Here is a 26958-nt window from a genome sequence, read left to right as displayed (position 1 = left end):
CACCCTTGGAGGCAACGCGGCGGAAGGCCGCCTCACCCGGCGGCTTTCGACGTTTACGGTCAAGGCCGATTGCCAACCGCAAACGCTCCAGAACAACGCGAAAGGAAGTGCCATGAGCCACGATACTTACGAGCTCAAGGCCGAAGCGCGCGAACAGGTCGGTAAGGGGTCCGCCCGTGCAGTTCGCCGCAACGGTAAAGTGCCTGCAGTAATTTACGGTGACAAGCAGCCTCCCCTGGCGATCGCTCTCACCTACAAGGACATCTACTACAAGATCCACGGCGGCGGGTTCCTGACCACGATCGCCACGATCGATGTCGACGGCAAGAAGATCCAGGTCCTGCCGAAGGACTTCCAGCTCGACCCGGTCAAGGATTTCCCTGTCCACGTCGACTTCCTGCGCATCGGCAAGGACACCGAGGTCAATGTCGACGTGCCTGTCCACTTCATCAACGAGGACAAGTCGCCCGGCATCAAGCGCGGCGGCGTGCTCAACATCGTGCGTCACGAGGTCGAGTTCCACTGCCCGGCCAATGCGATCCCGGAATTCATTACCGTCGATCTCACCGGCGCCGACATCGGCGATTCGATCCATATCTCGTCGGTCAAGCTGCCGGCCGGCGTCAAGCCCGTCATCTCCGACCGCGACTTCACCATCGCGACCGTCGCCGGTTCGTCGGCGATGAAGCCGGAGACGGAAGAGACGGTCGAGGCTGTACCTGAGGCGGCTCCCGCCGCCGAAGAGAAGTAACTTTTTCACGCCCGGAGCTGACGATGCCGCTTGTCTTTGCAGGCCTCGGCAATCCGGGCGCGAAATATGCCGCCAACCGGCACAATGTCGGCTTCATGGCGGTGGACGCGATCGCCCGCCGCCACTCCTTTTCGCCCTGGTCTAAGAAATTCCAGGGATCGATCGCCGAGGGCACGCTCGGCGGTGAAAAGATCATCCTGATCAAGCCGCAGACCTTCATGAACCTGTCCGGCCAGTCGGTCGGTGAAGCGCTGCGCTTCTACAAGCTCGGCCCCGGGGCGCTGACCGTCTTCTACGACGAGATCGACCTTGCCGAAGGTAAGCTGCGCATCAAGACCGGCGGCGGCGCCGGCGGCCACAACGGCATCCGCTCGATCGACGGCCATGTCGGCAACGCGTATCGGCGTGTGCGCATCGGTATCGGCCATCCCGGCGTCAAGGAGATGGTGCAGCATCATGTACTCGGCGATTTCGGCAAGACCGACCGCGACTGGCTGGACCCGCTGCTCGACGCGGTCGCCGACAACGCGGCGATGATCGTCAAGGGCGACGAATCCGGCTTCATGAACAAGGCCGCCCTCGCCGTTCAGGGCAACGCCGGCGTGGAACCGGAAAAGCCGGCGCCCAAGCAGCAAAGCCACATCCGACAGGCACGGCCGCAACAGGCGCCCGCCAAGCTGCCGGAGAGCGGCCCGATGGCCGCCATGCTGAAGAAGCTGTTCGGCAACAAGGACTGAGCTCGGGTCCATACGGCGTTACAGGGCTTGACGTTCATCACCCCTATCGCCCATAGCCCTCACCAAATCTCAAATTCCCGATAGGACCGGACAAAATGGGTTTCAAATGCGGCATCGTTGGCTTGCCCAATGTCGGCAAGTCGACGCTTTTCAACGCGCTGACGAGGACGGCCGCCGCGCAGGCCGCCAACTACCCGTTCTGCACCATCGAACCGAACACCGGCGAGGTGGCGGTGCCCGATCCGCGTCTGCAGAAGATCGCCGCGATCGGCAAGTCGAAGGAGATCATCCCAACCCGCATCTCCTTTGTCGACATCGCCGGCCTGGTGCGCGGCGCCTCGAAGGGCGAAGGCCTGGGCAACCAGTTCCTCGCCAACATCCGCGAGGTCGATGCCATCGTGCATGTGCTGCGCTGCTTCGAGGATGACGACATCACCCATGTCGAGGGCCGCATCGACCCGGTCGCCGACGCCGAGACGGTCGAGACCGAACTGATGCTCGCCGACCTCGAGAGCCTCGAACGCCGCATCGCGCAATTCCGCAAGCGCGCGTCCGGCAAGGACAAGGAAGCCTTGACCGTGCTGCCGATGATGGAGGCAGCGCTTGAGCTTCTGCAGGCAGGCAAGCCGACCCGCATCCTGCTCGACGGCATCTCGGCGGAAGACCTGCGCATTCTGCAAGGCTTGAACCTTCTGACCTCACATCCCGTGCTCTACGTCTGCAACGTCGCCGAGGCTGACGCGGCCACCGGCAACGAGCACACCAGGGCCGTGGAGCAGATGGCCGCCGCGCAGGGCGCACGCACCGTCGTTATTTCGGCCGCGATCGAAGCCGAGGTTGCGCAGCTCTCCGACGAGGAAGAGATGGAATTCCTGTCCTCGCTCGGCCTCGACGAGCCCGGCCTGAACAAGGTGATCCGCGCCGGCTACGAATTGTTGCAGCTCATCACCTATTTCACCGTCGGGCCGAAGGAGACGCGCGCCTGGACTGTGCACAAGGGCGCCAAGGCGCCGCAGGCCGCCGGCGTCATCCACACCGATTTCGAGCGCGGCTTCATCCGCGCCCAGACCATCGCCTACAATGATTTCGTCACGCTGGGCGGCGAAGTAGCGGCCAAGGAAGCCGGCAAGGCGCGCGACGAAGGCAAGGAGTATGTCGTCCAGGACGGCGACATCATGCTGTTCAAGTTTAATACGTGATCCTTCGGTCATCTCCGCAGGGACCACAGGCCAGAGTGTGAACAGACCAGGCCGGGTCGCATTCCCGACAGGGTAAGGCCGTGCACGGGCTGCCCTCGCTAGGCCTTTCCGCTATTGGCTCAGTGAACGCGGAAGGGGACCATATGAAAAGGACCATCCCGACCCTGATCGGTTTCTCGGCCATTCTGACCTGGTCGTTCCTCGCGCTGCTTTCGACCGCCGCGGGGCCGATCCCGCCCTTTCAATTGGCGGCAATGACGTTTCTGCTGGGAGGCTCAGTCGGGGCGGCCAGCTGGATTGTCCGCCCGTCGGCGCTCAAGTCGCTGCGGCAGCCATGGCAGGTCTGGGCAATCGGCACGGCAGGGCTGTGCATCTATCACTGCGCGTACTTTTTCGCCATCCAGTCCGCCCCGCCGGTCGAGGTGAGCCTGATTGCTTATCTCTGGCCATTGCTGATCGTCGTCTTCGCCGCTTTCCTGCCGGGAGAGCGGCTGAGGTCTCACCACATAGCCGGTGTGATGCTCGGCCTGGCGGGTGCCATCGTCGTCATCACCAAAGGCGGCAGCGTGGGCCTTGCTGACGGCGTGAAGCCGGGCCACGTCATTGCCCTGTTCTGCGCCTTCGTCTGGTCCGGTTATTCCGTCCTGTCGCGCCGTTTCGGCCAGGTGCCGACCGATGTGGTGGCGGTGTACTGCCTGATCACCGCGGCCGTCGCCTTCACTCTCCATCTCGCGCTCGAGATCACTGTCTGGCCGCAGACAATGACGCAATGGAGCGCTATCGTCATTCTAGGCGTGATACCGCTCGGCGCCGGCTTCTACGCATGGGACTATGGCTGCAAGCATGGAGACATCATGATCCTGGGCGCGCTTTCCTATGCCGCGCCGCTGTTCTCGGTGATCGTGCTGCTGCTGGCCGGATTCGGTATCTTTCACTGGTCTGTTGCGCTCGCTTGCGTCCTGATCACGGTCGGCGCGGTGATCGCTGCCAAGGACATGTTGCTGAAGGTGCAAAAACAATCTCTTACCGAGGAACCATCGCGCGCATAGGGCCAGATCTGCGACTGCGACGTGGCTACTGCCCGGCCACCGTCCTTCCGCTCACCCACACCGTGGCGATGTTGGCGCGTGCCGCGTTGAGCACGATCTTCTGGAAGACATCGTCGAGCGTGTCGTCCGCCGGGATGATGTGGATGTTCGAGGCCTTCGCCGTCGTGTCGATCAGCAGCGCGTCGAATTCATGGCCGACGCGAAAGCTGCCCGTCGGCAGGTCGAGCGCTTCGGCACCGCCGGCGGTGGCCAGCCAGAACGCCTCCTGATGCGTGATCGGCGCGCCGGGCGCGCCGCGCTGCGCTGCGTCCATGCCGGCATGGACGCCGCTCTGCAGGGTCCTCGAGGCTGACAGCGCATGCCGGCAGCCGTCGAAGAGCGACGGGCTGTAGCCGCCGGAAATGTCCGTCCCGAGCCCGACATGCATGTGCCGGTCAAGCGCGTCGCGCAGCGGAAACACCGCATTGGCGAAATAGAAGTTGGACAGCGGGCAATGCGCAACCCCAGCCCCCTTCCCCTTGATGAGGTCCATATCCCGCCCGTCGATGAAGTTCGAATGCGCCAGGATGGTGTGGCGCGTCAGCAGGCCGAAACCGTCGAGGCTCGCCGCGTCGGTGCAGCCAAAGCGCGTCTCGACGAATTGCCTTGCCCAATCGCTCTCCGAGCAATGTGTCTGCACGTGGCAGCTAAATTCCGTTGCGAGTTCGCCCAGGCCTTGCAGCGCCGCATCCGTGCAGCTTGGGATGAAGCGCGGCGTGATCACCGGCCGGACCAGCGGTCTTTCGCCGGTATCCAAGGATCTGACCGCCTCGATGAAGCGTCTGGTGTCGGAAATGGCGCTTGCCGCGTCGGCATCGCGATAGAAACACGGGCACTGCTCGGGATCGTCCATCGCCACCTTGCCGACCAAAGCGCGCTGGCCCTTTTCGAGGCATATCTCGGCAAGCGCCAAGCTGGCCTCGACATGGACGGTGGCAAAATAGAGCGCCGTGGTGGTGCCGTTGGCGAGAAGATTGTCGATCAGGTCGGCATAGACCTCGCGGGCGTAGCCGGTGTCGGCATAGCGCGCCTCGAGCGGAAACGTATATTTTTGCAGCCAGACCTCGAGCGGCACGTCCAGTGCCTTGCCCATTTGGGGCCATTGCGGCGCGTGGATGTGCAGGTCGATCAGGCCGGGCAGCAGGAACTGGCCTTCGCCGAGCTCCACTAGGCTGCCCGCCTGGCGGGCATCGGTCTTCCTCGCCGCGTATTCGGGATGGCCGGGTGCGAGAATCTCCGCGATCCGTCCCTGTGCATCGATGCTGAACAGATGGTCCTCCAGCACCTCCAGCCGGCCGCGCTCCGGCGTGTGGAAGGCGGTGCCAAGCAGCGTGAAGGCCTCTCTTGTCATGGATCGCTCCGGTTGCGCTGGCGCGTGTGGCCGTTATTGCATGCGCGCAAGAAAACAGTTGGCAAACCTTTGCGCCGCTGTCCTTTGGCGCCGACTGATCCCATGATCGGCCGGGAAATTCCAGAGGGGACATCATGGAACGCACTGCACCGGAAATCACTTTGATTGCTCAGCCGGACGATCCGGTGCCACTGGGCAAGGCCGCCCTGCTCGGCCTCCAGCACGTGCTGGCGATGGATGTTTACATCGTGCCGTTCATCATCGCATCGGTCCTGGCCTTCAGCGCGGGCGATGCCGGCGCCTTCATCCAGTCGGCCTTCGTCGCGGCGGGCATCGCCACCCTGATCCAGTCGCAGCTTCTGATGCGCCTGCCGGTGGTGCAGGGGCCGTCTTTTGTGCCGATCGGCGCGGTGCTGGCTATCGCCTTCGGCGCCGGCGGCGGCATTGCCGGTCTTTCCGCGGTGATCGGAGCGCTCATTCCCGGCGCCATACTGGTCATGCTGCTCGGTTCGCCCACGGGAATCTTCCATCGCTTGGTGGACCGCTTTGTTCCGCCCATCGTCGGCGGCGCCATCATCATCGTCGTCGGCATCGCGCTGATGCCGGTCGCACTCCGCGAAAGCGTGTTCGCGGTCCACGGCACGGCCACCGTCGGCGGCAATATCATCCTTGCCTTTGTTGCGGCGGCGGTGCTCGTCGGCTGCATGCTGACCGGCATGGCACTCGGCGCAAAGGGCGCCTGGCTGCGCCTGCTCTCCGTAATCATCGCACTTGTGGCCGGCTGCGTGGCCGCCGCCTCCATGAGCCAACTCAACATGGGAGCGGTCTCCGAGGCGACCTGGTTTTCGATGCCGCGCATCGCCTTCCTCAATCTTGACGTGACGTTCTCGCTCTCGGCGACGCTCACGATGCTCATCGTCTATATCGTGGTCCTCGCCGAAACCACCGGCACCTGGTTCGCGGTCGGCGCCGTCATCGACAAGCCCCTGTCGAACGAACAGCTCGACAGGGGCGCCACCGGCGAAGGCCTCGGCTGCCTGGTCAGCGCACTGCTTTGCAGCACGCCGGTCACCGGCTATTCGTCGAATGCCGGCATCATCGCCATCACCGGTATCGCCAGCCGCGCCGCCTTCGCCGCGGCAGGCATCTTCCTGATCCTGTTCGGACTGATCGGCAAACTGTCGGCGGTGATCGCCTCGATCCCGGGCCCGGTCATCGGCGGCGTGTTCGGCGTGCTCTGCGTCGTCATCGCCATGAACGGGTTCCGCGTCGTGCGCGGCACGCCGCTGACGGAAAGGAACATGCTGGTCGTCGGCCTGCCGATCCTGATGGCCCTGTTTGCTACGCTTGCGCCGCCGGATTTCGTCAAGACGCTTCCCGATATCGTGCAGTACATTCTGGGCTCGTCCATCGCCTTTGGCGCCGTCTGGGCCATCGTGCTGCACCAGATCCTGCCGAGCGCCCGATAGGGGCATTCGCAGGCCGGCCCCCGCGGGTCCGGCCTGCTCTCCTCGATAAGCCCGAAGCGCGGTCGATGACCCGACCCGTCGAAGCTTTCATGCTGCCGGCTGCTCGACGAATTTTTCTGAGCGCCCCTGGTGTCGGCCCCAAGTCCGGCTTGTCTTGATTTTGTCATGCCGCAAGTCTAAGCGGCGGGCACAGGCTCGGCGCACGAAGGCTAGTGCGATCCGATACGACGCAGCAATCCGAACGCGCTTTCCGGCAAGGAGATCTGGCGATGATCAAGGCTTTCGTCGTGGACAATGATCGCCTGCGTCTCACGGACGATCTCCTGGCCAATGGCGACAAGGTCGTCTGGGCCGATCTCTTCAATCCGACCAAGGACGAAGAGGCTACAATCGAGAATTGGCTCGGCATCGCCATTCCGACCCGCGAGGAGATGGAGGAGATCGAGATTTCCAGCCGCCTCTATATCGAGGACGGCGCCTACTTCATGACCGCCACCTTGCCCGCCCAGACCGACGTCGACGATCCCCTGATCTCGCCGGTCACCTTCGCGCTCGCCGGCAATAGGCTGGTCACCGTGCGCTATCACGAACCGAAAGCGTTCAAGACCTTCCCTTTGCGCGCCGAGAAGGTGGCGACTGGCTGCACCAGCGGCGACACCATCCTGATCGGCCTGCTAGAAGCGATCGTCGACCGGCTCGCCGACATCCTCGAGCGCGCCGGCCGCGACGTCGAAGCGATCTCGCGCGACATTTTCGAGGCGCGATCGACCAAGGTGTCGAAGCGCAACCGTGATTTCCAGGAACTCTTGAAGGGCATCGGCCGCAAGGAGGACATCGCTTCCTCCGTGCGCGACAGCCTGATCTCCTTGCAGCGGCTGGCCGGCTTCCTCGCCCATGTCGCGACCCAGGCCAAGATGAGCAAGGACGTCCGCGCCCGCATCAAGACCTTGTCGCGCGACGTGCTTTCTCTTGCCGACCACGCCACCTTCCTGTCGCAGAAGATCTCCTTCCTGCTCGACGCCACGCTCGGCATGATCTCGATCGAGCAGAACGCCATCATCAAGATCTTCTCGGTCGCCGCCGTCATCTTCCTGCCGCCAACGCTGGTCGCCTCGATCTACGGCATGAATTTCGACGTTATCCCCGAGCTCAAATGGGAGCTCGGCTATCCGTTCGCGATCGCCATGATGGTTCTGTCGGCGATCCTGCCCTTCTGGTATTTCCGCCGCCGCGGCTGGTTATGACGCAACGGCCGGCCGGGCGCCCGCGGCTGGCTCACCAGAAAGGGCTTGACCAAACGCCGTCCGGCCTGCATCCGGGTTGCCGATCCATGTGGATCGCGCGTTCGGCAACCGGATTCCACGCCATGACTGGAAAGACATGGGCCTATGAGGACTTCGTCGAAGGAGCCTCGTTCGACCTCGGCACCAAACAGGTGAGCGCGGCCGAGATCATCGAGTTCGCCAGCGAATTCGATGCCCAGCCGATGCATCTCGACGAGGAGGCCGGCAAGGCAAGCATCCTGGGCGGCCTCTCGGCCTCGGGCTGGCATACCTGCGCCATGTTCATGCGCATGCTATGCGATGCCTTCCTGCTGGACTCGACCTGCCAGGGCGCGCCCGGCGTCGATCAGGTCAAATGGAAGAAGCCGGTGCTGGCCGGCGACACGCTCAAGGGCAGCCTCGTCGTCCTGGCCAAGCGTCCTTCGAAATCGAAGCCGCAGCTCGGCTTCGTGACCATGCGCAGCGAGCTGGTCAACCAACGCGGCGAAAGCGTCTTCGAGCTCGAGAATTCCGTCATGTTCCTCACGCGCAATGCCGCGGGGAGCCTTGCATGATGCTCGACGAATTCTTCCGCGTCGGCACCACCGTCACGCTGGGCTCTCATACGTTCGAAGCCGAGGCGATCAAGGCCTTCGCCCGCAAATACGACCCCCAGGTCTTCCACGTCGATGAGGATGCCGCGAAGAAGAGCGTGCTGGGCGGGCTGTGTGCGTCCGGCTGGCATACCGCCGCCACCTGGATGAAACTCAACCTCGAAACCCGCATGGACGCCGAGTGGAGCGGCCCTGGCCCGACGCCCGAATTTGGCCCCTCGCCCGGCTTCAAGAACCTGAAATGGCTGAAGCCGGTCTATGCCGGGCAGACCGTGACCTTCACCCGCACCGCCCTTTCCCACCGCCCGATCGCCTCACGTCCGGGCTGGCGGGTGCTGACCTTGCGCTCGGAAGCCTTCGATTCGACCGGCGACAAGGTACTGGAGTTCGAAAGCGCCGTGCTGGTCAAGGTGGAGTAATGGCGCCTCTTCCTTCTCCCAGGGAGAGAAGGAAGAACTGCTCTCTCAATGCCCCTCGAACCCGATCAGCGTCCGCACTGGCACGCCGAGCGCTTCCAGCTTGGCGCGGCCGCCGAGATCCGGCAGGTCGATGACGAAGCAGGCGGCAAGGATATCGGCGCCGATCTGGCGCAGGAGATTCACCGCCGCCTCCGCCGTGCCGCCGGTGGCGATCAGATCGTCGACCAGGATCACTTTCTCGCCCGGCGACACGCCGTCCTTGTGCATCTCCATCTCGTCCAGCCCGTATTCCAGGCTGTAGGCGACGCGCACTGTCTCATAAGGCAGCTTGCCTTTCTTGCGGATCGGTACGAAACCGGCGGAGAGCTGATGGGCGACGGCGCCGCCGAGGATGAAGCCGCGCGCTTCGATGCCGGCGATCTTGTCGATCTTCTCGCCGGCATAGGGATGCACCAGCTCATCGATGGCGCGGCGGAAAGCGCGCGCGTTGCCAAGCAGCGTGGTGATGTCGCGGAACAATATGCCGGGCTTGGGATAGTCCGGAATGGTGCGGATGGCCGCCAGCAGCGTGTCTTCGAGCGAAGGTTTCATGAGGCGGCTCCGGGTGGTCCAGTTTCGGCGGAAAGGCGTGAAATGGCGCAGCGCCAAATCCTAACCCGGCGCGACCGACAACGGCTAGCGCGATGTGGCGGCCGAGACAAGCGCATCCGGCGAAAGGAGCATATACGTCCAAAGGCTTGCCTCTGCCGGCGCTGCGATCTTTCGCATCGAAGCAATGGCCATCACCGAAAACGCAAATTCTGGCGGGTCAACTGTTCGATCGAGCTGCACCCCATCAGCTTCATGCCGCGTTCGATCTCGATGCGCATCTGTTCGAGTGCGCGTTCGACGCCAGGCTGGCCCGCCGCCGCCAGCGGAAACAGATAGTAGCGTCCGACGCCGACGGCCTTGGCGCCGAGCGACAGCGCCTTTAGCACATGCGTGCCGCGCTGCACGCCGCCATCCATGAGGACGTCGATCTGGTCGCCGACCGCATCGACGATCTCGGCGAGCTGGTCGAAAGCCGCGCGCGAACCGTCCAGTTGCCGGCCGCCATGGTTCGACAGCACGATGCCCTTGCAGCCGATCTCGACGGCGCGTCTGGCATCCTCCACCGACATGACGCCCTTGAGGCAGAACGGTCCCGGCCAAAGCCTCACCATCTCGGCGACGTCGTCCCACGTCATCGACGGATCGAGCATTTCGGTGAAGTAGCGGCTGATCGACATCGTGCCGCCGCCCATGTCGATATGCTCGTCCAGCTGCGGCAGCTTGAACGCCTCATGCGTGAAATAGTTGATCGCCCAGGCAGGCTTCATCGCGAACTGCGCCATTCCCGCCAGGTTGAGCTTGAAGGGAATCGCAAAACCGGTGCGCTTGTCGCGCTCGCGGTTTCCCCCGGTGATGCTGTCGACGGTCAGCATCATCACTTCGACGCCGATCTCCCGTGCCCGCTGCATCATCGCCCGGTTGAGGCCGCGATCGCGATGGAAGTAGAACTGATAGACCTGCGGGCCGCTGCTGATTTTTCGGACTTCCTCGAGGCTGACCGTGCCGAGCGAGGAAACTCCGAACATGGTGCCGTATTTTGCAGCGGCCCTGGCGACCGCCCGTTCGCCCTGATGGTGGAACAGCCGCTGGAGAGCGGTCGGCGAACAGTAGAACGGCATCGCCAGCTTCTGGCCCATGACGGTCACCGACATGTCGATCTCGTTCACCCCGCGCAGCACGTTGGGAACGAGATCGCAGGTTTCGAAGCTCTCGGTGTTGCGGCGATAGGTGATCTCGTCGTCCGCCGCGCCGTCGATGTAGTTGAAGATCGGCCCCGGCAGCCGCCGCTGCGCCATGCGGCGGAAATCGGAGAAGTTGTGGCAGTCGCTGAGCCGCATCATGGAACCCCAAACGCCCTATAGGCGGCAAAGCTTTCGCCGCCGTCGGGGCGTCGAATAGCAATCGCCTGCCGCGCTGCCAACCGGCTTGTTCGACAACAAAGCGATCACCTCACGCGCCAGCCTCTTCGGCAAGCAAAAAGGGCGCTTCGCGGGCGCCCTTTCTTCAATCTCCGGCCGCGCGGCTTAGTGCGCGACTGCTTCCCAAACCTTGCGCTTGGTCATGTAGACCAGTGCGCCGAACAGGAGCAGGAACACCAGCACCCGGAAGCCGGTTTTCTTGCGGGCTTCCATATGCGGCTCAGCCGCCCACGCCAGGAAAGCGGCGACGTCGCGGGAGTACTGGTCGACGGTCTGCGGCGCGCCGTCGTCATAAGTCACCTGGCCGTCGGAAAGCGGCTTGGGCATCTTCAGCGACACGCCGGACATGAAGTACGGATTGTAGTGCGTGCCTTCCGGGATGACCATTCCAGCCGGAGGCGTCTGGTCGTAGCCGGTCAGCAGCGAGTGGATGTAGTCAGGGCCGCCGGCATCATACTGGGTGAAGATGTCGAAGACGAACTGCGGAAAGCCGCGCTCCACGCCCCGCGCCTTGGCCAGCAGCGACATGTCGGGCGGGGCTGCGCCGCCATTCGAGGCTGCCGCGGCTTCCTCATTGGCGAACGGCGCCGGGAAATGGTCCGACGGCTTGCCGGGACGGTCGAACATGTCGCCGGCGTCGTTGGGGCCGTCATGGATGGTGTACTCGGCCGCCAGCGTCTTGATCTGTGCGTCGGAATAGCCGAGGTCCGAAAGCGTGCGGAATGCCACCAGGTTCATCGAATGGCAGGCCGAGCAGACTTCCTTGTAGACCTTGAGGCCGCGCTGCAGCTGCGCCTTGTCATAGGTGCCGAACGGGCCGGTGAAGCTCCAGTCCATTTCCTTCGGTTCGTTGATCGGGAAATGCGTCGGCGCCGCCGCGTTATGCGCCTCTTCGGCCGCGGTCGCCCAGGTGCCCGTAGCCCCAAGGCCGGCGGCCACAAGGCCGATCAGCGCAAGCGAGGTGAGAATCTTTTTCATGCCAAATCCCCTTAGATTCTCTACCGCTCAGCCCTTGGTCTCAGGTGCGGCCGTGGCGCCCGCCGGATGCCCGCTGCCGCCCTTGTTCTTCTCGAGCACCGCCTCGGTGATCGAGTTCGGCAGCCTGCGTGGCGTCTCGATCAGGCCGAGCACCGGCATGATGATCAGGAAGAAGGCGAAGTAGAACAGCGTCGCCATCTGCGCCATGAACACGTAGCTGCCTTCCGCCGGCTGCGAGCCCAGCCAGCCAAGCAGGATGGCATCGGCCACGAACAGCCAGAAGAACAGCTTGTACCAGGGCCGGTAGACCGCCGAGCGCACCTTGGAGGTGTCTAGCCACGGCACCAGGAACAGCATGGCGATGGCGCCGAACATGCACAGCACGCCGCCGAGCTTGGAGTTGATCGGCCCGATGTTGAAGGTAATGGCGCGCAGGATCGCGTAGAACGGCAGGAAGTACCATTCCGGAACGATGTGGGCCGGCGTCTTCAGCGGGTTGGCGACCGTGTAGTTGTCGGGGTGGCCGAGATAGTTCGGCAGGTAGAAGACGAAATAGGCGAAGAAGAACAGGAACACGATCATGCCGAACGCGTCCTTGATGGTCGCGTAAGGGGTGAAGGCGACGGTGTCGGTCTTCGACTTCACCTCGATGCCGGTCGGGTTCGACTGGCCCACGACATGCAGCGCCCAGATGTGCAGCACGACCACGCCGGCGATCATGAACGGCAGCAGGTAATGCAGCGCGAAGAAGCGATTGAGGGTCGGATTGTCGACCGCGAAACCGCCGAGCAAAAGCTGCTGGATCCAGTCGCCGACCAGTGGAATGGCGCTGAAGAAGCCGGTGATGACGGTGGCGCCCCAGAAACTCATCTGGCCCCACGGCAGCACGTAGCCCATGAAGCCGGTCGCCATCATCAGGAGGTAGATGATGCAGCCGAGGATCCACAGCAGCTCGCGCGGCGCCTTGTAGGAGCCGTAATAGAGGCCGCGGAAGATATGGATGTAGACCGCGACGAAGAAGAACGACGCGCCGTTGGCATGCATGTAGCGCAGCAGCCAGCCGGAATTCACGTCGCGCATGATCTTTTCGACCGAATCGAAAGCCAGATTGGTGTCGGACGTGTAGTGCATGGCCAGCACGATGCCGGTCAGGATCTGCGCCACCAGCATGATCGACAGGATGCCGCCGAAGGTCCAGGCATAGTTGAGGTTGCGCGGCACCGGATAGGCCACGAAGCTGTCATAGATCAGCCGCGGCAGAGGCATGCGCGCATCGAACCAGCGCTCGATACCGGTCTTGGGCGTATAGGTCGAGTGTCCCTCGCTCATCGAAATATCCCCTGCCTCAACCGATAAGGATCTTGGTATCGGAAATGAACTTGAATACCGGCACAGCCATGTTCTCGGGCGCCGGGCCTTTGCGGATGCGGCCGGCGGTGTCGTATTGCGAACCGTGGCAAGGGCAGAACCAGCCGCCGAAATCGCCTTCCTGGCCCAGCGGAATGCAGCCCAGATGCGTGCAGACCTGAACCATCACCATCCAGGCTTCCTTGCCGGGCGTGGTGCGGTTGGCGTCGGTCGCCGGCGCGTCGGCCGGCAGGTTGGCGTTGCGGGCGATCGGATCCTTGAGATCGGCGAGATTGACGGCCTCGCCGTCCTTCATCTCCTTTTCGGTGCGGTTGCGCACCACCACCGGCTTGCCGCGCCACTTGACGATCAGCGACATGCCCGGCGTCAGCGAGGAGACGTCGACCTCGACCGAGGCGAGCGCCAGCGTCGAGGCATCGGGGCGCATCTGGTCGATGAACGGCCACGCGACGGCGCCCGCGCCGACCACGGCGGCCATGCCGGTGGCGACGTAGAGAAAATCTCGACGGTTGGGATCCTGGGTGTCGGTTGCGCTCACGGGTGCCTGATCCTTTCGCCTCTTCCGTGCCGGTGGGCGAGCCTTGTTCCCCGCTCATTCACGCCAACCCGACAGCGCATGGCGAACAGGCTAGCGAATTCCTCCGGCATTTGGACTTCGGTTTATGCGTGAAGCCCGTTTTTGTCCAGACGGGTGAAGGCACAAGGGCAGATTGTCGCGGGGACGAAATCCGGCACCGCGCGACAAGGCGGCGGATGACCGTGAAACACCGCCAAACAGCCGGGAAACAGTAGCGAATCCGGGGGCCAGCCTCGCCTCGACACCTGGCTCCGGGGGGCCTATCCTGCCCCCATGGCGCATGTCATAGACCGCGAGGAATGGGCTGTTCGCCCCGACCGCTGGAAGGGCGAGTTGCAATGTGCCCCCTACGGTTCCAACTCCTGCCTGATCTTCAACTACCTGCCGGAGACCGGCGGCGGACCGCGCCTGCATTCCCATCCCTACGCCGAGATCTTCATCATCCGCCAGGGCATCGGCCTGTTCACGGTCGGCGATGAGGAGATCGAGGCCTCCGCCGGCCAGATCGTCATCGTGCCGCCCGGCACGCCGCACAAATTCACCAATCTCGGCCCCGGCCCGCTGGAGACGACCGACATCCACGAGAACGGCACTTTCATTACCCAGTGGCTGGAGTGATCCAGGACCAGGTGATTCCTGGAAAAGCGCAATTCCTGGAAAAGTATGAAACGGTTTCCGTCCGCAAACGGGTCAAACAATCCAGCCCTGTCGGTCTTCCGATCGCCGCCTAGATCTATGGCATAGGCAGCCGGCAGGGTCAGGACATGCAAACCTCGAACATCGAAATCGAAGGGCTTAGCATAGCGATCCGCGAGGCGGGCCCGGCTGAAGCGCCTGCATTCCTGCTGCTGCACGGCTGGCCGCAAAGCTCCTATGCGTTCGAAGGGGTGATCGGCCGGCTGGCTGCCGAGTACCGTGTCGTCGCACCTGACCTGCCCTGCATCGGCGGCTCGCAAGGCATGCCTGAGGCCGGCGACAAGAGAACTCTGGCGAGGCTGATGAGAGGCGTTGCCGAGGCCTGCGGGCTGCGGCACCTCTTGGCGGCCGGTCATGATGTCGGCGGCCAGATCGTGTTCGCCCTGCTGCGCGACTATCCCGAGATCCTTTCCGGCGCGGCGATCATGGATGTCGCTGTTCCGGGTGTCGCGCCATGGGAAGAGGTCATTCGCAATCCGCGGATCTGGCACTTTGCCTTCCATGCCGTCCCGGCGCTGCCGGAAACGCTGGTGAGCGGCCACCAAAGCACCTATTTCGACTTCTTCTTCAATGTGCTTTCGAAGGATCGGACATCGATCCCGGCGCAGGCCAGGGAAATCTATGCGAGAGCCTATTCCCGGCCTGAAAGCCTCCAGGCCGGTTTCGATTGGTATCGCGCCTTCCCCGAAGATGCCAAAGCCAATGCTGCACGGCCCGCGACGCCAACAGCGATTCCGGTGCTGTATCTCAGGGGCTCGGCCGAGTCCGGCGACATCGGCGACTATGTCGAGGGCCTTAGGGCCGCCGGGCTGTCGAATGTCGAGGGCGACATCATTGCCGACAGCGGGCACTTCGTCGCCGATGAGAACCCCGAAGCGCTCGCCAGCCGCCTGGCGAGATTCCACAGGGAGATCGGCGCGGCAAGCGCCAACCCTACATGGCGCCGAGCCTGACCAGCACCGCCGTCGGGATGTTGTATTCGCGGATGACGGCATCGTGCTTTCGAAGGCCGCACAGTTCGCGCTGAATGAAATAGCCATGCACCGCCACCGCCGCCTCCTTGAGCAGCCTGGGACGCAACTGCTCGTCGCCATTGTTGCGCAGCCGGGCCAGCGTTTCTTCGACGCGCTGTCCGGCGCGGCCGAGCGCCGCCGCCTTCTCGGCAAGGACTTCATGGCCGAGCGCGTCGAAGGCGGCTTCGGCGGCCGAGGCACTGGTCAGACGGGACGGCGGGCGCAAGGACATTTTCAACCTCCTTTCGCGAAAATCATCCGGTGCGTGACGAATTCTTCGCCCGCCACCGGCGCGAAGCCAAGCCGCTCATAGAAGCCGAAGGCGTCCTGCGGCGCACGGGTGTTGAGCACCGCGAAATGGTGACGAGCCCTGTCGACAACGGTCTCGCCCAGCATCCGGCCAAGGCCCGTGCGCCGATGGCGCGCGCCAACGAACAAATGCCGGACCCGGCCATGGTCCCTGCCCTCGAAATAAGGATCGATGTTCAGCCCGCACATGCCGGCGAGTTCTCCGCCGTGCCAGGCTCCGAACAGTGCCTCGCCTCTTTTCAGGAACTTGTTGCGGCCGCTTGCCCAGCCGTCGCGAAGCCGCACCAGCATCCAGTAGCCCTCCCGCCGGCTCTCTTCCATCAGCGTATCGAAGGCCGGTGTCGTCGGCCGCAGCCGTTTCAGCAGATAGCCGATCTCGTCGGTCGCGCCCATGCCGCTACTCCGCCGGCCGCGTCTCTTCCAGCACGCTTTCCTCGTGATAGAGGAAGCCGCCGGACTGACGCTTCCACAGCCGCGCGTAGAGCCCGTCGAGCGCCACCAGTTCGTCATGCGTGCCTTGTTCGACAATGCGGCCGCCGTCGAGCACGACGAGGCGGTCAAGCGCGGCGATGGTCGACAGCCGGTGGGCGATGGCTATGACCGTCTTGCCTTCCATCAGCCGCGTCAGGTTTTCCTGGATCGCCGCCTCGATGTCGGAATCGAGTGCCGAGGTCGCCTCGTCCAGGATCAGGATCGGCGCATCCTTGAGGAAGACACGCGCGATCGCCACGCGCTGGCGCTGGCCGCCCGACAGTTTGACGCCGCGCTCGCCGACATAGGCCTCGTAGCCCTGTCGGTCGCGATTGTCGCGCAAGGTCAGGATGAAATCATGCGCCTCGGCTTTCCTGGCCGCCGCGATCACCTGCGCGTCGGTGGCGTCGGGCATGCCGAGTTTGATATTGTCGCGCAGCGAACGGTGGAAAAGCGCTGTGTCCTGACTGACGACGCCGATATTGGCGCGCAGCGAATTTTGCGTCACCTGCGAGACATCCTGGCCGTCGATGGCGATCTTTCCGCCTTCGAGTTCGTACAGCCGCAGGATAAGGTTGGCGAGCGTGGTCTTGCCGGCGCCGGACGGCCCGACCAGCCCGACCTTCTCGCCCGGCCGCACCACGAGATCGATGCCGTTGAGCACGCCGAACCCCTTGCCGTAGTGGAACTCGACATTCTTCACCTCGATGCGCCCGCCGGCCACGACCAGTTCCCGGGCGTCGGGTGCGTCGACCAAACCGAGCGGCTGCGAGATCAGCGCCTTGGAATTCTCCAGCACGCCGAGATTGCGCAGGATGCTGTTGAGCTGCATCATCAGCCGGCCAAGCAGCATGTTGAGCCGCAGCACCAGCGATAGCGTGAAGGCGACCGCGCCGACGGTAATCGAGCCCTCGACCCAGAGATAGACGGCAAAGCAGCCGATCGCCGTGATCATGATGCCCGACAGCGTCGTCAGCGCCATGCGCACGCCGGTCAGCCGGCGCGTGAACGGGCGCAACGCGTCGAGATAGATGTCGAAGCCGCTCCTGATGTAGCGGTCGTCGCCATCGGCGGAGAACAGTTTCAGCGTCTGTACGTTGGAGTAGGAATCGACGATGCGGCCGGTGATCATCGACCCCGCCTCGGCGGTCGCCTCGGCATGTTTGCGGATTGCCGGCAGATAGAGCCTGGCCAGCCAGGCGAAGGCCGCGATCCAGATCACCACCAGCACTGCGAGCCTGATATCGAGCCCCGCGACCAGCGCCAGCGTCGTCACCGTATAGACGATCATGAACCAGACGACCTCGATGAAGCTTTCCATCAGGTCGCCGGTCGCTTGCCCAGCCTGCCAGACTTTTGTCGCGATGCGGCCGGCGAAATCGTTCTGGAAGAAGGAGTAGGACTGGCGCGACACGTGCCGGTGCGCCTGCCAACGCACCAGATTGTAGAAGCCAGGCGTGATCGTCTGCTCGTCGACCAGGGCCGACAGGCCGACGACGATGGTGCGGACGACCAGCACCACGACGATCATGAACACAAGTTCCGGCCCGGCGGCCGTCCACAGCGCATGCCAGCTGCGTTCGCCGGGAAGCTGGTCAAGGATGTCGACCAGCCGCCCGACAAAGTAGAACAGCCCGGCCTCGACCAGCGGCGCGATGCCGCCGATGACCAGCATGGCGAAGAAGGCGAACTTGGCCTGGCCGACATAGTGCCAGAGAAAACCGGCGACGCCGGACGGCGGCCGAAGATTCGTGGGCTCCCTGAACGGATAGACCCAGTTCTCGAACCAGCGATAGACGGCTGTCATCATGCGGCGGCGGCCATCATTCAGCGGCTTGTCCCTTTGCGCCAACGTCATTGGCAACAACGTCGCTTGCGACACCGATCGGGCCGTCATCCAGCAGGAAACCGCCCGACTGGCGCTGCCAGAGCTGCGCGTAGAGCCCGCCCTTGGCCACCAATTCCTCGTGCGAACCTTCCTCGATGACGCGGCCCTGGTCCATCACCACAAGCCTGTCCATCGCCGCGATGGTCGACAGCCGGTGGGCGATGGCGATGACGGTCTTGCCTTGCATGAGCTTGTAGAGGTTCTCCTGGATGGCCGCTTCCGCCTCGGAATCCAGCGCCGACGTCGCCTCGTCAAGGATAAGTATGGGCGCGTCCTTCAACATAACGCGAGCGATGGCGATGCGTTGCCGCTGGCCGCCGGACAGTTTGACGCCGCGGTCGCCGACATAGGCATCGAATCCCTTGCGGCCGCTATGGTCCGAAAGCCCGGCGATGAAGTCCAGCGCCTCGGCGCGCCGCGCAGCCTCGACAAGCATGTCGTCGCTGGCGTCGGGCCGGCCATAGAGGATGTTTTCGCGCACCGAACGATGCAGCAACGAGGTGTCCTGCGTGACCATGCCGATCTGGGCGCGCAGTGAATCCTGTTTCACCGCTGCGATCTCCTGGCCGTCGATCAGGATACGGCCGGCTTCGAGGTCGTAGAACCGCAGCAGAAGATTGACCAGCGTCGACTTGCCGGCGCCGGAGCGGCCGACAATGCCAACCTTCTCGCCCGGCTTCACCGCCAGCGACAGGTTCTCGATGACGCCCTTCTGCTTGCCATAGTGGAAGCGGATGTCCTCGAAGCGTATCTCGCCTTTGGAGACCGTGATCTCCTTCGCACCGGGCCTGTCCTCGACAAGGCGCGGCAGCGAAATCGAGGCGATGCCGTCCTGCACCGTGCCGATATTCTCGAACAGGCCCGACATTTCCCACATGATCCACTGCGACATGCCCCACATCCGCAGAACCAGGCCGATGACCACGGCGACCGCGCCGATCGTCACCGCCTGGCCCAGCCACAGCCACAACGAGATGGCGGTAACCGAGAACAGGAGAAGCGCATTCAGGATGTAGAGCGAGCCGAACAGCACCGTCACCAGCCGCATCGACCGGTAGACCGTGTCGAGGAAGCCCATCATGCCCTCCTTGGCGAAGGAGGCCTCGCGGCGGGCATGGCTGAACAGCTTGACCGTCTGGATGTTGGAGTAGCTGTCGACAACGCGGCCGGTCATGACCGAGCGCGCATTGGCCTGTTCCTCGCCGACCTTGCCCAGCCGAGGAATGAAATAGCGCAGCAGAAGGATGTAGCCGACCATCCACACGCCGAGCGGTGCGGCCAGCCGCCAGTCGGCCGAGCCGACGATGAGCAGCATGCCGAGGAAATAGACGATGACGTAGTTCAGGACGTCGATCACCTTGATCACGCATTCGCGCACGGCGAGCGCCGTCTGCATCAGCTTGGTGGCGATGCGGCCGGCGAATTCGTCCTGGTAGAAGCTCATCGACTGCTTGAGCAGATAGCGATGCACCTGCCAGCGGATACGCATGGGATAGTTGCCCATCAGCGTCTGCTGGTTGAGCAGCGAATGCAGCCATACCGTGCCAGGCAGCGCGAACAGCACGATGAAGGCCATGCTGGCGAGCTTCCAGCCCTCCGTCTGCAGGAAGGTTTCGCGGTTCTGCGCCGAAAGCCAGTCGACGATGCGGCCGAGGAAGCCGAACATCCACACTTCCGCGATGGCGATTGCCGCCACCAGCACCGCATCGACCAGGATATAGGGCCATGCGCCGCGCGTGTAATGCAGGCAGAAGGCAACCAGCGTCTTGGGCGGCTCGACCGGCTCCGCGCCCGGGAACGGATCGAGCCTTTTTTCAAACCAGCTAAACAACAACATAGGTCATGCTCATGAAATCTGTTTCCGCTCACGCGGCGCGTGAACGTACGAAGTCCTCGGACCGCATGGCGCCGAGGGCCGACGGTCCGGAATCATCCGGACCGTCGGCCTTGCTTCGCGCTATATAGGGGTTCGCGGGCTTTTCGCCGACAGGCTCTTTTGTTGATCCTGACGGTGCGGTGTCGACAAGGCGGATCTTCGCGCCCGGCCGGATCGCCCGGATGATACGGCGCACCAACGAGGGCCGGCTCGGGTCGGGAACCGCGCGCGAGAAATCGACATCGGGCAGCATGCCGCGATGCGGACGCCGGCGAACCTCGGCGTGGACCGCCGACGAATACGTTTCGCCGATCAGCAGCGCCCAGGTCGGCAGCCGGTGGATATGCAGGCTCCTCGAGCCCGGTATTCTGTAGGGATCGAACATCGGTCCGTCCTCCGTGTGAAAATAGAGATAAAAAGGGTGTTCGACGTCCTGCCGCGGGATCGGCGGCTGATCAGTCGAGACGCGTTGGGGCGGGGCCATCGGCCCCTTCGGCAGCTTGAAAAACATCGCAGGATTCCTTCGAAGACCAGGGAATGGTTTCGGCGGAAATCGGTGCGGAAGCGTCTAAGAGATCAGGAGAACCGTCGTACCGAAACCGCCAGCGGGCATGTAAGCCCACGGAGAGGGTGCTGGATGTGCATGGTCATCATGAATTACCCCTCCTTCGGTTCGGGTTGACAATGTACGCTGTATACCCGACTTCGCAGAAAATGGCCACCCGCAGGTCCAGCAATTTCCAAAACCGCGAAGCCGCTGTGGCCGATTTGCCACTTAATAGAAGGATGCGGAAATGAACGACCGTCTCCGCATCGCCCTGTACCAGCCTGACATCGCCGGCAACACCGGCACAATCCTGCGCTTCGCCGCCTGCCTCGGGATCGGCGTCGACATCATCGAACCGACCGGCTTTCCGCTCTCCGATAAAGCGCTCAGGCGCGCCGGCATGGATTACCTCGAAATGGCTGCCCTGACCCGGCATGTCGACTGGCACGCCTTCGAGGAGTGGCGCAAGGCCCGCGCGCGCCGGCTGGTGCTGCTGTCGACCAAGGCCGCGACCCCATACACCAGCTTCAACTTCGCCACTGGCGATATCCTTTTGTTCGGCCGTGAATCCGCAGGCGTGCCGGATCCGGTCCATCAGGCGGCGGACGCGCGGCTGACGATCCCGATGCAGGCCGGCGCGCGCAGCATCAATGTGGCGCTCTCCGCCGCCATGGTGGCCGGCGAAGCCACGCGACAACTGGGCCAGAATGCCATCCGCTGAAGCGGCGGCCACGGTCCCGCCGGCGCCCGCGACACGGCCCTCGCCCGTCATTCTCACCCAGGCGCACATCGCCATCTCCTGTCGTTTGCATGTCGATGGCTTCTTCGCTACAAGCTCAACTTAACTTGAGGTCAAGCGGAAAAGTGCGAGATGGCGCCAGCAGCGGAATTAACGGTTGGCCAAGTGGCCGCGCGCAGCGGTGTCGCGGTGTCGGCGCTGCATTTCTACGAAGCTCGCGGCCTGATCCGCAGCCACCGCACGTCAGGCAACCAGCGCCGCTACGGCCGCGACGTGCTAAGGCGCGTGGCCATCATCAAGATCGCGCAGGAGGTCGGCATTTCGCTGGCCGAGATAGCGACGGCGCTTCAATCCCTACCCGAGGGCCGCACCCCGACGCGCGACGACTGGAGCCTGCTGTCGACCGCCTGGCGCGACGGGCTCGACCGCAAGATCGGTCAATTGAAGAAATTGCGCGACGGGCTGACCGACTGCATCGGCTGCGGCTGCATGTCGATCGACAAATGTCCGCTCCGCAACAAGGATGACCGGCTGGCCAGGGAAGGAACAGGGGCGAGAAGGCTGGTTCTTCCTTCTCTCGGTTCACGGAGAGAAGGTGCCTGAGCGTAGTGAAGGCGGATACAAGGGGCCGCGCCTGTATTGGGTTGTCCCCGTAAACAGGGCGAGGAAATCCTAATCCGCCGCCGGCAGGCGCCTTATGGTGAATTCGATCAAATCGCCCGGCCGCTCGAACCAGCTTTCGATCTCGGTCCAGTAAGCCTGCTTGGGGAAGCGCTCGAACCATTCCTTTGCCTTCAGGCGAGCGTCTGAACGCGGCAGGACGAAGGTTTCGCGCAAAAATCCGTCGCGCGGCATGCGCGCGCGTTCAGCCCGGCTTTGATCGAGCCTTTTCTTCAGGCCATCCAACGGCGGTCTTGCCGGGGTGCGCACGAAGGTCTCCTTGCTCCGATCAGATCAGACTTGACCCTTTCCCCTAAGAGATTAGGGATCGCGCCGGCAAAAGACGAGTCATTTGTAGGGGCCGGCCGCCCCGAAACCGGAGACAGCACTTGGAACGACCTGAAATACCGGCTGGCCTGCCCGCCGACATCGAAGAAAAGAAAATGAAGGCACGCCTGTGGTTCGAGGCATTGCGCGAACGCATCTGCGGTGCCTTCGAGCAGATCGAGCAGGATCTCCAGGGCCCGCTCGCTTCGTGGTCGCCGGGTCGGTTCGAAAGGACGCCGTGGGAGCGTGATTCCGGCAAGGGTGGTGGCGGAACCATGTCGATGATGCACGGCCGAGTCTTCGAGAAGGTTGGCGTCCACACCTCGACGGTTTACGGCGAATTCTCGCCCGAATTCAGGAAGCAGATGCCCGGCGCCGAGGAGGACCCGCGCTTCTGGGCATCCGGCATTTCGCTGATCGCGCACCCTTGGAACCCCAACGTTCCGGCCGTGCACATGAATACGCGCATGGTCGTCACCTCGCGCCACTGGTTCGGCGGCGGCGCCGACCTCACCCCGGTGCTCGACCGACGCCGCACACAGGACGACCCTGACACAATGGCCTTCCACCGCGCCATGCAGTTCGCCTGCGAGAAGAACGCCGGCATCGCCGACCATGCGAAATTCAAGGCCTGGTGCGACGAGTATTTCTTCCTTCCGCATCGCAACGAGCCGCGCGGCACCGGCGGCATCTTTTTCGACTGGCTGCATTCGGGCGAGGACAAAGGCGGCTGGAATGCCGATTTCAACTTCGTCCAGGATGTCGGGCGCGCTTTTCTCGTGGTCTACGGCCATCTGGTGCGGGGTAATTTTAACGAGAACTGGACCGATGGCGACCGCGACGAACAGCTCATCCGTCGCGGCCGTTACGTCGAGTTCAACCTGCTTCACGATCGCGGCACCATCTTCGGCCTGAAAACCGGCGGAAACGTCGCCTCGATCCTCTCCAGCCTGCCGCCGGAGGCTCGCTGGCCGTAAAAAGATGGTGAGCGCGCCGTGAGCCGCATTGATGTCCCATTCGCTGCGAAATGGGCACCGAATGTGGCGCGGGAGCCGTCGCAAAGTTTCTTTTTCGTCTAATAGGCATCGGAAAAGACTAGGCTATTTGTCGGGACGGGTCGGGAAGCGCCGGCGGTTCGCCTGCGCAATTCCAGGAGTGCAGAGCGGTTCTCCGTTCGGAATTGCGTCAGAACGAAGCGGATCGCGACTCGACGCAACCGGACGGCCCAGGACGATGCGGGACACCTCTGCCAAAAGGGTGCCCGCGCTTTCCAGGAGTACTTCGCAATGCGCAAGATCATTGTTTCGGCCGCAGCGGTTGCCCTTCTTGCTTCCGGTTCGGTGGCATTCGCCGCCGTCAAGCACACCACCGGCACGATCAAGACCTTTGATACGGCGTCCAAAAGCCTGGTTCTCGACAATGGATCGTCTTTTACGCTTCCCCGGACCTTCAAGGATCCTGGCCTGAAGGTCGGCGAGAAGGTCAGAGTTTCATGGGACATGAGCGGCAAGGATAAGGTTGCCGAGGCAGTCAAGATCATGAAGTGATGACCTGCCCATAGGGCTGGCGTAAGAGGGCGGAGCAGCGCTGCTCCGCCTTTTTGTCGTTGACGGCAATCAATGCCACCCCATCTGTGTTATGGTTTCACCCGCTCGTGGTCCAACCAGTCTCAAGGTCGGACAACGCGCCAAGAAGATGCGGAGTCCCTGCCGCCTTTTGCAGGGCGGTCGACCGGACTCCATGGAGGAAAAGGAGAAATCCCATGAAGGAATTCCACTGCGGCTCGCTCGTTCCAGGTTGTGAATGGCACACGCGCGCCGAAGAGGAAGCCGAGGTCATGCGCCGTGCCGTCGAACATATGCGCGAGACGCATGGCGAGACGATCATCCGCGAAACGATGATCGAAGCGATCCGCTCGCGCATCGAGAAGGTCCGCGACGCCGCCTGATTTGGAGCAAGTTCCGGAAATCGCGGCGATTTCCGCCCGGATTGCGTTGACTGATGCTTTATCCGGCCTTCAGGGCCTGCGCGGCGCGCTTGAGCAGCGCGTCGCGATCGGGCCCAAACCCGGCATCGACCCATTCCGCTTCGAGATTCCTGAGGATCGCGCCGAGTTTTGGCCCGGGCATCCCCCCGATCGCCGTCAGATCGGCGCCCTTGAGCGGAAACACGGGCCTTTCCCATCTCAATGCGAAGGCGAGAAGTCGGGAAAAGCCGCCTGCCTCGATGAGCGCATCGGTCTGGTCCACCGCGCGCACCCGTGCCGCTGCGAGTGACAGGCGAAGCCGGTCGACGACCCCCTGCCGGTCGCCGCGGTAGAGCGTCTTGGCCAGTTCGCCTTCGGTCGTTTTCGGCGCGATCCCCGGCGTAAGCGCCCAGTCGCGCAAACGGTTTGCTTCCGCCGTCGACAGTCTCAGCCGCTCGACCAGCGTCTTCATGCGCGCCGCATCCGGCGGCACGATCGCCTCCAGCCTGAGCAGCGGGTCCGCGGTCCAGCCCAGATCCTTCTCGGCTCTGGCCAGGCCGTGGATCGCGTCGATGCCCCATTTCTCGCTTTCCGGCAGCACGCTGGTCAAAACGCTCGCCTGCCGCATCCACAACAGCGCGCGGGACGGATCGGCCGCCGACAACAGTTTCTTGAGTTCGGACCAGACGCGCTCGGCCGAGAGCTGCACGAGCCCTCCCTTCAGCCGGGCGCAAGCCTTCAGCCCCTCGGCGTCCGGCCGGCCTTCGCCATACCAGGCGAAGAAGCGGAAAAAGCGCAGGATACGCAGATAGTCCTCGCGGATACGCGCTTCCGGATCGCCGATGAAGCGCAGCCGGCGCCCCTCTATGTCGGCGACGCCGCCGACCAGATCGACGACCGTGCCGTCGGCTTCCGCGTAGAGCGCATTGATGGTGAAGTCGCGCCGTTCGGCATCAAGCTTCCAGTCTCGCCCGAACGACACCTTGGCGCGGCGGCCGTCGGTCTCGATATCCGCGCGCAGCGTGGTGATTTCATAAGGCTTGCCGCCGGCAATCACGGTGATCGTGCCGTGCTCGATGCCGGTCGGAACCGTCTTGAACCTCGCCGCCTCGGCGCGGCGGATTGTCTCCTGCGGTAGGCAGGTGGTGGCGATGTCGATGTCGGCGACGGGCTGGCCGATCAGCGTGTTACGCACCGCGCCGCCGGCGACCCGCGCTGCCTCGCCGCCGCTCGCCAGAATGGCAAGCAGGCGCTGCAGATGCTTGTCGCCGAGCCAGTCGGCCCTGTCAGCGATCGAGACCTTCACCCATAGAGCCTTTCATAGAGCGTGCGGATGATGCCGGCGGTGACGCCCCAGATGCGCCGGTCGCCATAGGGCATATCGTAGAAGAACCATTCGAGATCGTTCCAAATGCGGCTGTCCCTGATGTGGTTGGCCGGATCCATGAGGAAGCGCAGCGGCACTTCGAAGGCCAAGTCGACCTCCTCGGCATTGAGTGTCAACTGGAAAGGCGGCCGCACGATGCCCAGCACCGGCGCGATCCTGTAACCGCTGCCCGCGACATAATCGGGCATGCGGCCGATGACCTCGATATGGTCCCGGCCAAGGCCGATTTCCTCGAAAGCCTCGCGCAGCGCCGCCGCTTCCGGACTGGCGTCGGTCGGATCGATCGTCCCGCCGGGAAAGGCCACCTGCCCGGAATGGTTGCGCAGCGTCTCGGCCCGCTTGGTCAAAAGAACCGTGGCATCGTCCTGGTGATCGACGATCGGGATCAGCACCGCCGCTTCGCGCAGCGGTTTCGCCCGGTGGAGGCGCGGATGGCCTGGATTGAAGCGATGATCGCCATAGTCGTCGCCGGCATGCGCCTGCGGCTGCGCGGCAAAGCGCGCGCGCAAATCGGCAATGGAAAAGGGCGTCGGCGTCACCTGGTCCATCATGAACTGTCCGTCACGCGCTCAGCTGCCTCAGCCTGTCGGCCGGCATGATCGGATAGGCCTGGCCTTTCGAACGAACGGCAAACATCAACCTGCCGCCGATCTCGATCTCCTCGCCATGCTCGACCAGTTCGTACATCACCGGCCGCGCCACCAGCGCCTCCAGCCGCCCGCGCACCAGCACATAAGGCTTCAGCCCGCCGGTCTCGTGCTCGTCGACGAAGCGCAGCGGCCGCTCCGGTCCGGCCTCGACGACGTCGCCGACATTGGTGCGGAACGTGATGATCTGGCCCTCGCCGCTGCCCGAGACATCCATCTCGACGGCGATGAAGGGTGCGTCGGCGACGCGGATGCCGACCTTTTCCACCGGCGTCACCAGATAGGTCCTGCCGTCCGCGTCCTTGCGCAGCACCGAGGAAAAAAGCTGTACCAGCGGCATGCGGCCGATCGGCGTGCCGAGATAGAACCAGGTGCCGTCAGCCTTGATTTCCATATCCAAATCGCCGCAGAAGTCGGGATTCCAGCGCTCCACCGGGGCCGGCCCCTTGCCGGCGCGGGCCGCACGCGAGATCAGCGCCTCGAGGCCGCGCGCCTCGGTCGCGGCCGCCAGGCTTTGCTGTCTTTGTTCGGAGCCCTCTGCCATCGTCACGAAATAGTCACTGTTGTTGCGCTTGTCAGCCTAACTCTGTGATTTAAATTTGAAGGCAGG

30 protein-coding genes are annotated in these 26958 nt (G+C 63.6%); 15 read left to right on the top strand and 15 right to left on the bottom strand.

What is annotated here, in order from left to right; genetic code table 11:
• The first annotated feature begins 112 nt into the window (after positions 1-112).
• From LB547_RS08095 to LB547_RS08080, 4 genes are all read left to right on the top strand, one after another.
• Positions 113-751: a 50S ribosomal protein L25/general stress protein Ctc gene (locus LB547_RS08095; protein ID WP_140556088.1), complete on the top strand. Its 639-nt coding sequence runs from the start codon at positions 113-115 to the stop codon at positions 749-751.
• A gap of 23 nt (positions 752-774) precedes the next feature.
• A complete protein-coding gene (gene pth, locus LB547_RS08090) occupies positions 775-1488 on the top strand; it encodes an aminoacyl-tRNA hydrolase (protein WP_140556090.1) in 714 nt (237 codons plus the stop codon).
• A 95-nt stretch (positions 1489-1583) separates the two neighbouring features.
• A complete protein-coding gene (gene ychF, locus LB547_RS08085) occupies positions 1584-2687 on the top strand; it encodes a redox-regulated ATPase YchF (protein WP_140524909.1) in 1104 nt (367 codons plus the stop codon).
• Positions 2688-2830: 143 nt separating this feature from the next.
• Entirely contained in the window at positions 2831-3736 is a 906-nt protein-coding gene (locus tag LB547_RS08080; protein WP_140524960.1) for a DMT family transporter, read from the top strand.
• A gap of 25 nt (positions 3737-3761) precedes the next feature.
• On the opposite strand, the gene guaD is transcribed toward LB547_RS08080, so the two are convergent.
• On the bottom strand, positions 3762-5126 hold the full coding sequence (gene guaD, locus LB547_RS08075) for a guanine deaminase (RefSeq protein WP_140524910.1): 1365 nt from the start codon (positions 5124-5126) through the stop codon (positions 3762-3764).
• A gap of 134 nt (positions 5127-5260) precedes the next feature.
• Between guaD and LB547_RS08070 the strand changes: the two genes are divergently transcribed.
• The 4 genes from LB547_RS08070 to LB547_RS08055 all read left to right on the top strand — a co-directional run bounded on the left by LB547_RS08070 (position 5261) and on the right by LB547_RS08055 (position 8890).
• Positions 5261-6595: a uracil-xanthine permease family protein gene (locus LB547_RS08070; RefSeq protein WP_140760161.1), complete on the top strand. Its 1335-nt coding sequence runs from the start codon at positions 5261-5263 to the stop codon at positions 6593-6595.
• A 269-nt stretch (positions 6596-6864) separates the two neighbouring features.
• Positions 6865-7839: a magnesium/cobalt transporter CorA gene (gene corA, locus LB547_RS08065; protein WP_140516906.1), complete on the top strand. Its 975-nt coding sequence runs from the start codon at positions 6865-6867 to the stop codon at positions 7837-7839.
• A 122-nt stretch (positions 7840-7961) separates the two neighbouring features.
• On the top strand, positions 7962-8432 hold the full coding sequence (locus tag LB547_RS08060) for a MaoC family dehydratase (RefSeq protein ID WP_140496031.1): 471 nt from the start codon (positions 7962-7964) through the stop codon (positions 8430-8432).
• On the top strand, positions 8429-8890 hold the full coding sequence (locus LB547_RS08055) for a MaoC family dehydratase (protein ID WP_140567081.1): 462 nt from the start codon (positions 8429-8431) through the stop codon (positions 8888-8890). Before LB547_RS08060 ends, LB547_RS08055 begins: the two co-directional genes overlap by 4 nt.
• 45 nt (positions 8891-8935) lie before the next feature.
• On the opposite strand, the gene LB547_RS08050 is transcribed toward LB547_RS08055, so the two are convergent.
• From LB547_RS08050 to petA, 5 genes are all read right to left on the bottom strand, one after another.
• On the bottom strand, positions 8936-9481 hold the full coding sequence (locus LB547_RS08050) for an adenine phosphoribosyltransferase (protein WP_140496033.1): 546 nt from the start codon (positions 9479-9481) through the stop codon (positions 8936-8938).
• A gap of 191 nt (positions 9482-9672) precedes the next feature.
• Positions 9673-10818 (bottom strand): alpha-hydroxy acid oxidase, encoded by a 1146-nt coding sequence (locus tag LB547_RS08045; RefSeq protein ID WP_140524961.1) that lies wholly within the window; start codon positions 10816-10818, stop codon positions 9673-9675.
• Between the two features lie 186 nt (positions 10819-11004).
• Positions 11005-11877, bottom strand: coding sequence for a cytochrome c1 (locus LB547_RS08040; protein WP_140524913.1), 873 nt, complete (start codon positions 11875-11877; stop codon positions 11005-11007).
• Positions 11878-11904: 27 nt separating this feature from the next.
• Positions 11905-13206, bottom strand: coding sequence for a cytochrome b (locus tag LB547_RS08035; protein WP_140496035.1), 1302 nt, complete (start codon positions 13204-13206; stop codon positions 11905-11907).
• Positions 13207-13222: 16 nt separating this feature from the next.
• Positions 13223-13783, bottom strand: a complete 561-nt coding sequence (petA, locus tag LB547_RS08030) for a ubiquinol-cytochrome c reductase iron-sulfur subunit (RefSeq protein ID WP_140496036.1) — start codon at positions 13781-13783, stop codon at positions 13223-13225.
• 312 nt (positions 13784-14095) lie between these two features.
• On the opposite strand from petA, the gene LB547_RS08025 reads away from it, so the two are divergent.
• Positions 14096-14440 (top strand): cupin domain-containing protein, encoded by a 345-nt coding sequence (locus LB547_RS08025; RefSeq protein WP_140686082.1) that lies wholly within the window; start codon positions 14096-14098, stop codon positions 14438-14440.
• Positions 14441-14586: 146 nt separating this feature from the next.
• Positions 14587-15471: an alpha/beta fold hydrolase gene (locus LB547_RS08020; protein ID WP_140760158.1), complete on the top strand. Its 885-nt coding sequence runs from the start codon at positions 14587-14589 to the stop codon at positions 15469-15471.
• Here the strand turns inward: LB547_RS08020 and LB547_RS08015 are convergent.
• Genes LB547_RS08015 through LB547_RS07995 form a run of 5 tightly spaced genes read right to left on the bottom strand, consistent with a single transcriptional unit; the run spans position 15452 to position 20586 of the window.
• The gene (locus tag LB547_RS08015; RefSeq protein ID WP_140524914.1) at positions 15452-15763 is read right to left on the bottom strand and encodes a DUF6665 family protein; all 312 of its coding nucleotides are present in this window, start codon (positions 15761-15763) and stop codon (positions 15452-15454) included. The two genes, LB547_RS08020 and LB547_RS08015, sit on opposite strands and share 20 nt — an antisense overlap.
• Before the next feature lie 2 nt (positions 15764-15765).
• The gene (locus LB547_RS08010; RefSeq protein ID WP_140760155.1) at positions 15766-16233 is read right to left on the bottom strand and encodes a GNAT family N-acetyltransferase; all 468 of its coding nucleotides are present in this window, start codon (positions 16231-16233) and stop codon (positions 15766-15768) included.
• Positions 16234-16237: 4 nt separating this feature from the next.
• Positions 16238-18121, bottom strand: a complete 1884-nt coding sequence (locus tag LB547_RS08005; RefSeq protein ID WP_140524916.1) for an ABC transporter ATP-binding protein — start codon at positions 18119-18121, stop codon at positions 16238-16240.
• 13 nt (positions 18122-18134) lie between these two features.
• Positions 18135-20036 (bottom strand): ABC transporter ATP-binding protein, encoded by a 1902-nt coding sequence (locus tag LB547_RS08000; RefSeq protein ID WP_140524917.1) that lies wholly within the window; start codon positions 20034-20036, stop codon positions 18135-18137.
• A 28-nt stretch (positions 20037-20064) separates the two neighbouring features.
• A complete protein-coding gene (locus tag LB547_RS07995) occupies positions 20065-20586 on the bottom strand; it encodes a hypothetical protein (RefSeq protein ID WP_181168391.1) in 522 nt (173 codons plus the stop codon).
• A 283-nt stretch (positions 20587-20869) separates the two neighbouring features.
• On the opposite strand from LB547_RS07995, the gene LB547_RS07990 reads away from it, so the two are divergent.
• Both LB547_RS07990 and soxR read left to right on the top strand, forming a co-directional pair.
• Entirely contained in the window at positions 20870-21343 is a 474-nt protein-coding gene (locus tag LB547_RS07990) for a tRNA (cytidine(34)-2'-O)-methyltransferase (protein WP_140516924.1), read from the top strand.
• Between the two features lie 150 nt (positions 21344-21493).
• On the top strand, positions 21494-21964 hold the full coding sequence (gene soxR, locus LB547_RS07985; protein WP_140496043.1) for a redox-sensitive transcriptional activator SoxR: 471 nt from the start codon (positions 21494-21496) through the stop codon (positions 21962-21964).
• A 69-nt stretch (positions 21965-22033) separates the two neighbouring features.
• Here the strand turns inward: soxR and LB547_RS07980 are convergent, their stop codons facing one another.
• Positions 22034-22291, bottom strand: coding sequence for a hypothetical protein (locus tag LB547_RS07980; RefSeq protein WP_023770299.1), 258 nt, complete (start codon positions 22289-22291; stop codon positions 22034-22036).
• A 119-nt stretch (positions 22292-22410) separates the two neighbouring features.
• On the opposite strand from LB547_RS07980, the gene hemF reads away from it, so the two are divergent.
• From hemF to LB547_RS07965, 3 genes are all read left to right on the top strand, one after another.
• Entirely contained in the window at positions 22411-23325 is a 915-nt protein-coding gene (gene hemF / locus LB547_RS07975; RefSeq protein ID WP_140524918.1) for an oxygen-dependent coproporphyrinogen oxidase, read from the top strand.
• Positions 23326-23634: 309 nt separating this feature from the next.
• Complete coding sequence (locus LB547_RS07970; RefSeq protein WP_140760152.1) at positions 23635-23895, top strand: DUF1344 domain-containing protein; 261 nt, start codon at positions 23635-23637, stop codon at positions 23893-23895.
• A gap of 215 nt (positions 23896-24110) precedes the next feature.
• Entirely contained in the window at positions 24111-24296 is a 186-nt protein-coding gene (locus tag LB547_RS07965; protein ID WP_140496047.1) for a DUF1059 domain-containing protein, read from the top strand.
• A gap of 58 nt (positions 24297-24354) precedes the next feature.
• Here LB547_RS07965 and LB547_RS07960 read toward each other — a convergent pair whose 3' ends face one another.
• From LB547_RS07960 to LB547_RS07950, 3 genes are read right to left on the bottom strand one after another with little or no spacing between them, the layout of a single operon-like run.
• Positions 24355-25620, bottom strand: a complete 1266-nt coding sequence (locus LB547_RS07960; RefSeq protein ID WP_140567097.1) for a CCA tRNA nucleotidyltransferase — start codon at positions 25618-25620, stop codon at positions 24355-24357.
• On the bottom strand, positions 25617-26249 hold the full coding sequence (locus LB547_RS07955; RefSeq protein WP_140524963.1) for a CoA pyrophosphatase: 633 nt from the start codon (positions 26247-26249) through the stop codon (positions 25617-25619). The genes LB547_RS07960 and LB547_RS07955 overlap by 4 nt, the downstream gene beginning before the upstream one ends.
• 13 nt (positions 26250-26262) lie before the next feature.
• Positions 26263-26892, bottom strand: coding sequence for a DUF1285 domain-containing protein (locus LB547_RS07950; RefSeq protein ID WP_140517010.1), 630 nt, complete (start codon positions 26890-26892; stop codon positions 26263-26265).
• Positions 26893-26958: the final 66 nt, after the last annotated feature.

The sequence above is a fragment of the Mesorhizobium sp. B264B1B genome (genome assembly GCF_020165765.1).
Classification (GTDB): Bacteria; Pseudomonadota; Alphaproteobacteria; order Rhizobiales; family Rhizobiaceae; genus Mesorhizobium.
The sequence above is the reverse complement of the archived record's forward strand: the minus strand, read 5'-3'. Positions and strand labels throughout refer to the sequence as shown.

Excerpts from the sequence above, each read along its gene's own strand:
- LB547_RS08005 (WP_140524916.1), bottom strand. The coding sequence starts at position 18,121 with ATGATGACAGCCGTCTATCGCTGGTTCGAGAACTGGGTCTATCCGTTC.
- LB547_RS08095 (WP_140556088.1), top strand. The coding sequence starts at position 113 with ATGAGCCACGATACTTACGAGCTCAAGGCCGAAGCGCGCGAACAGGTC.
- LB547_RS07965 (WP_140496047.1), top strand. The coding sequence starts at position 24,111 with ATGAAGGAATTCCACTGCGGCTCGCTCGTTCCAGGTTGTGAATGGCAC.
- LB547_RS08050 (WP_140496033.1), bottom strand. The coding sequence starts at position 9,481 with ATGAAACCTTCGCTCGAAGACACGCTGCTGGCGGCCATCCGCACCATT.
- LB547_RS08080 (WP_140524960.1), top strand. The coding sequence starts at position 2,831 with ATGAAAAGGACCATCCCGACCCTGATCGGTTTCTCGGCCATTCTGACC.
- LB547_RS08045 (WP_140524961.1), bottom strand. The coding sequence starts at position 10,818 with ATGCGGCTCAGCGACTGCCACAACTTCTCCGATTTCCGCCGCATGGCG.
- soxR (WP_140496043.1), top strand. The coding sequence starts at position 21,494 with ATGGCGCCAGCAGCGGAATTAACGGTTGGCCAAGTGGCCGCGCGCAGC.
- LB547_RS08020 (WP_140760158.1), top strand. The coding sequence starts at position 14,587 with ATGCAAACCTCGAACATCGAAATCGAAGGGCTTAGCATAGCGATCCGC.
- LB547_RS08025 (WP_140686082.1), top strand. The coding sequence starts at position 14,096 with ATGGCGCATGTCATAGACCGCGAGGAATGGGCTGTTCGCCCCGACCGC.
- LB547_RS07970 (WP_140760152.1), top strand. The coding sequence starts at position 23,635 with ATGCGCAAGATCATTGTTTCGGCCGCAGCGGTTGCCCTTCTTGCTTCC.
- LB547_RS07955 (WP_140524963.1), bottom strand. The coding sequence starts at position 26,249 with ATGGACCAGGTGACGCCGACGCCCTTTTCCATTGCCGATTTGCGCGCG.
- LB547_RS07995 (WP_181168391.1), bottom strand. The coding sequence starts at position 20,586 with ATGTTTTTCAAGCTGCCGAAGGGGCCGATGGCCCCGCCCCAACGCGTC.
- guaD (WP_140524910.1), bottom strand. The coding sequence starts at position 5,126 with ATGACAAGAGAGGCCTTCACGCTGCTTGGCACCGCCTTCCACACGCCG.
- LB547_RS08040 (WP_140524913.1), bottom strand. The coding sequence starts at position 11,877 with ATGAAAAAGATTCTCACCTCGCTTGCGCTGATCGGCCTTGTGGCCGCC.
- LB547_RS08055 (WP_140567081.1), top strand. The coding sequence starts at position 8,429 with ATGATGCTCGACGAATTCTTCCGCGTCGGCACCACCGTCACGCTGGGC.
- LB547_RS07950 (WP_140517010.1), bottom strand. The coding sequence starts at position 26,892 with ATGGCAGAGGGCTCCGAACAAAGACAGCAAAGCCTGGCGGCCGCGACC.
- LB547_RS07990 (WP_140516924.1), top strand. The coding sequence starts at position 20,870 with ATGAACGACCGTCTCCGCATCGCCCTGTACCAGCCTGACATCGCCGGC.
- corA (WP_140516906.1), top strand. The coding sequence starts at position 6,865 with ATGATCAAGGCTTTCGTCGTGGACAATGATCGCCTGCGTCTCACGGAC.
- ychF (WP_140524909.1), top strand. The coding sequence starts at position 1,584 with ATGGGTTTCAAATGCGGCATCGTTGGCTTGCCCAATGTCGGCAAGTCG.
- LB547_RS08015 (WP_140524914.1), bottom strand. The coding sequence starts at position 15,763 with ATGTCCTTGCGCCCGCCGTCCCGTCTGACCAGTGCCTCGGCCGCCGAA.
- LB547_RS08060 (WP_140496031.1), top strand. The coding sequence starts at position 7,962 with ATGACTGGAAAGACATGGGCCTATGAGGACTTCGTCGAAGGAGCCTCG.
- LB547_RS08010 (WP_140760155.1), bottom strand. The coding sequence starts at position 16,233 with ATGGGCGCGACCGACGAGATCGGCTATCTGCTGAAACGGCTGCGGCCG.
- LB547_RS08000 (WP_140524917.1), bottom strand. The coding sequence starts at position 20,036 with ATGTTGTTGTTTAGCTGGTTTGAAAAAAGGCTCGATCCGTTCCCGGGC.
- LB547_RS08070 (WP_140760161.1), top strand. The coding sequence starts at position 5,261 with ATGGAACGCACTGCACCGGAAATCACTTTGATTGCTCAGCCGGACGAT.
- pth (WP_140556090.1), top strand. The coding sequence starts at position 775 with ATGCCGCTTGTCTTTGCAGGCCTCGGCAATCCGGGCGCGAAATATGCC.
- LB547_RS08035 (WP_140496035.1), bottom strand. The coding sequence starts at position 13,206 with ATGAGCGAGGGACACTCGACCTATACGCCCAAGACCGGTATCGAGCGC.